At 36.7% G+C, this 2,623-nt stretch carries 1 protein-coding gene and 6 tRNA genes; 1 reads left to right on the plus strand and 6 read right to left on the minus strand.

Annotation, left to right across the window (positions count from 1 at the left end; all coding sequences use genetic code 11):
• Positions 1 to 157 precede the first annotated feature (157 nt).
• Positions 158 to 1,357, plus strand: a complete 1,200-nt coding sequence (gene norA / locus V7122_RS25300; RefSeq protein ID WP_335530015.1) for a multidrug efflux MFS transporter NorA — start codon at positions 158 to 160, stop codon at positions 1,355 to 1,357.
• Positions 1,358 to 2,024: 667 nt separating this feature from the next.
• On the opposite strand, the gene V7122_RS25305 is transcribed toward norA, so the two are convergent.
• From V7122_RS25305 to V7122_RS25330, 6 genes are all read right to left on the minus strand, one after another.
• Positions 2,025 to 2,106: transfer RNA gene (locus V7122_RS25305), tRNA-Leu, on the minus strand.
• A gap of 20 nt (positions 2,107 to 2,126) precedes the next feature.
• Positions 2,127 to 2,212: transfer RNA gene (locus V7122_RS25310), tRNA-Leu, on the minus strand.
• 26 nt (positions 2,213 to 2,238) lie between these two features.
• Positions 2,239 to 2,312 (minus strand) — tRNA-Cys (locus V7122_RS25315).
• A gap of 11 nt (positions 2,313 to 2,323) precedes the next feature.
• Positions 2,324 to 2,398, minus strand: a tRNA-Gly gene (locus V7122_RS25320).
• A 3-nt stretch (positions 2,399 to 2,401) separates the two neighbouring features.
• Positions 2,402 to 2,476 (minus strand) — tRNA-Gln (locus V7122_RS25325).
• A 64-nt stretch (positions 2,477 to 2,540) separates the two neighbouring features.
• Positions 2,541 to 2,616, minus strand: a tRNA-His gene (locus tag V7122_RS25330).
• Positions 2,617 to 2,623: the final 7 nt, after the last annotated feature.

The following is a 2,623-nucleotide window of genomic DNA, read 5'->3' on the forward strand; positions in this document are numbered from 1 at the left end:
TCACCTGTAGTTAAATATTTCATATTTTTTTTATTCATAATTTACATCACCACCCTTGACTATATAGTTACTATATACACTAGGATAAGAGCTGTAAAGAAATCAAATGAATACGTTTGGTTTTAGGTAATTCGTTTTGTTAAGGAGAATATATAAAATGAAGAATTATAAAATTACTTTAGGATTATTATTAATGAATTTATTTATAGCCTTTATGGGAATTGGGCTTGTAATTCCAGTCTTGCCTACACTGATGAATGAATTAGGAATAAACGGAAAGACTGTTGGTTATCTAACAGCTGCTTTCGCAATTGCACAATTGATTGTTTCGCCATTTGCAGGGAAAGCTGTAGATAAATTGGGAAGAAAAATTATGATTGTACTTGGTTTATTTATTTTCGGCCTATCAGAGTTATTATTTGGGCTTGGCAAAGAAATCGAAATGTTATTTATTTCTCGTATATTTGGTGGAGTAAGTGCTGCATTCATTATGCCGGGTGTCACTGCTTTTATTGCTGATATTACAACCTTGAAAACTCGCCCCAAAGCACTAGGCTATATGTCTGCTGCAATTAGTACAGGATTTATTATTGGCCCAGGTATCGGTGGATTTTTAGCGGAATTTGGTACACGTACACCATTCTTCTTTGCTGGTGCACTTGGTACAATAGCTGCAATACTAACCATTATGTTTATATCTGAGCCAGATCGTGCAACAGGAATTAATGAACAAACCTCAGAAGGTAATGGTTTCAGACGCATTATTGAGCCAAAGTATTTTTTCGCGTTTATTTTAATTTTTATTGCCTCATTTGGTTTAGCAGCTTTTGAATCGTTCTTTAGTTTATTTGTGGACCATAAATTTCAATTTAAACCATCCGACATAGCCATTGTTATTACTGGTGGTGCAATTTTTGGTGCTGTTTCACAAGTCATATTGTTTGATCGGCTTACACGAATTTGGGGAGAAATTAAACTGATTCGAAACAGCTTAATATTATCAGCATTACTTGTCTTCTTAATGACTGTTGTACATTCATATTTCTCTATTTTACTTGTTACATTTATTGTTTTTGTAGGTTTCGATTTATTCCGACCAGCAGTTACTTCATATCTTTCAAATATCGCCGGGAACGAACAAGGTTTCGTTGGTGGAATGAACTCTATGTTTACGAGTCTAGCGAATATTAGTGGTCCAATTCTAGGGGGGATATTATTTGATATAGATGTTAACTATCCTTACTACTTTGCGACTGTGATACTATCTCTGGGAATAGTTATTACATTGTTCTGGGGGAAGCAAGCAATTAATTCTTCAAACAAAGTGAAGGCTAGTGTGGCTAATATATCAAATTGAAGTATTGACAAAAATTGTAAACATTGCACTTAAATGAAGTGTAGTGCCTTATTGGGTACATTATTCATATTTTTATATATTGTCGAACCCTTTGCTGGAAGAAAGAACATACACTTTGTCACCTTACAAGGAGCCTCTGCGGGCAAGATTATGAGCCATGAAGCCAGTAGCACCAAAGAAACTAGCTCAGCCAAACAAGGCTATCATGCCCACCTATCCTTGTAAAGTGCACGTCACTACTGAAAAATAGTGTTCACTCTTATTCAGCATTTTGAGGTAAGAAAGAGTTCATTTCTACTTGGCGGTCACAACAGCAATTGATTCGTTTATAGTCTCCGTATGTAAGTCAAAATATTTCGTAATAATCCCCCTAAAATTTATTTATTTTAATCAAAAAGTCGAATTCAATTATAAAAATTTAACCTCTGATTAATTCTATTTTCTTATGTTATATTACAATTTGATACTAGAAATAACCAAATCATTATAGCTAAAAGGAATTTTAACTAGATAAGTTTAGCAATTATATGAAAAATATGTAAAATGATTTCAAAACCCAACTTTTTTACCCACTTTCTCACAAAACAAAAAACACTCACAAACATTGATTTATCAACATTTGTGAGTGTTTTATCGTTTCTAAATTCAACTCGTTTTTACCTAGAGATACCGGTGGTCGGGGTCGAACCGACACTCCAGAAGGAACACGATTTTGAGTCGTGCGCGTCTGCCAATTCCGCCACACCGGCGTATTAAAATTTTTAGGAAGTGCCGAGGACCGGAATCGAACCGGTACGGTAGTCACCTACCGCAGGATTTTAAGTCCTGTGCGTCTGCCAGTTCCGCCACCCCGGCGTATATAAAAAACTTAATTTAAAAATTGGAGGCGGCAACCGGATTTGAACCGGTGATCAAGGTTTTGCAGACCTATGCCTTACCACTTGGCTATGCCGCCTTAATATAAAATGGAGCGGAAGACGGGATTCGAACCCGCGACCCCCACCTTGGCAAGGTGGTGTTCTACCACTGAACTACTTCCGCAAATGGCTGGGCTAGCTGGATTCGAACCAACGCATGTCGCAGTCAAAGTGCGATGCCTTACCGCTTGGCTATAGCCCAAAAAAATAAAATATTAATGTTATTATATCAAAAATTATAATAAAGGTTCCACTATTTAATATAATGGGGCGACTGATGGGAATCGAACCCACGAATGTCGGAACCACAATCCGATGCGTTAACCACTTCGCCACAACCGCCATCATT

It is taken from the genome of Bacillus sp. JJ1532 (genome assembly GCF_036965085.1).
GTDB lineage: Bacteria > Bacillota > Bacilli > Bacillales > Cytobacillaceae > Cytobacillus.

Excerpts from the sequence above, each read along its gene's own strand:
- norA (WP_335530015.1), top strand. The coding sequence starts at position 158 with ATGAAGAATTATAAAATTACTTTAGGATTATTATTAATGAATTTATTT.